This is a genomic window from Vibrio sp. OPT46 (assembly GCF_015163535.1).
Lineage (GTDB): Bacteria > Pseudomonadota > Gammaproteobacteria > Enterobacterales > Vibrionaceae > Vibrio > Vibrio alginolyticus.
The window spans coordinates 1-312 of record NZ_JADDYG010000652.1; the positions used below are offsets into that span (position 1 = coordinate 1).

General features: G+C 42.0%; 1 protein-coding gene. It reads right to left on the reverse strand.

Features of this window, described 5'->3' with window-relative positions; translation table 11 throughout:
* Nucleotides 1–312 (reverse strand): DNA-J related domain-containing protein (locus tag IQR33_RS24170; RefSeq protein ID WP_322631803.1); only part of this gene is annotated, 312 nt, incomplete at both ends.

The following is a 312-nucleotide window of genomic DNA, read 5'->3' on the forward strand; positions in this document are numbered from 1 at the left end:
AGTGCCTTTGTCTTATCTACGCTGGCTACTGACGAACCACCGATGAACTTTTGATAAGTTGTCCAAAATTCATTCAACAGTCGACGCACTTCATCTTCATCCGCTTCGTAATTGCGCCAATCTAAGTAATACTCACGCAAAGGATCATGAATATCGATCTTATGCCTCAAAGCTTCCATCGAAGACATGAGCTGAATATCCATGGCTTCGACTCGAAGCCAACTATCCGGATACAGAGTGTCTTGCAGTTGATATAATGCATTCATGATCAGGAAATTTCTTTTGAATAAATCCTTATCGGGAGAGTCGTCC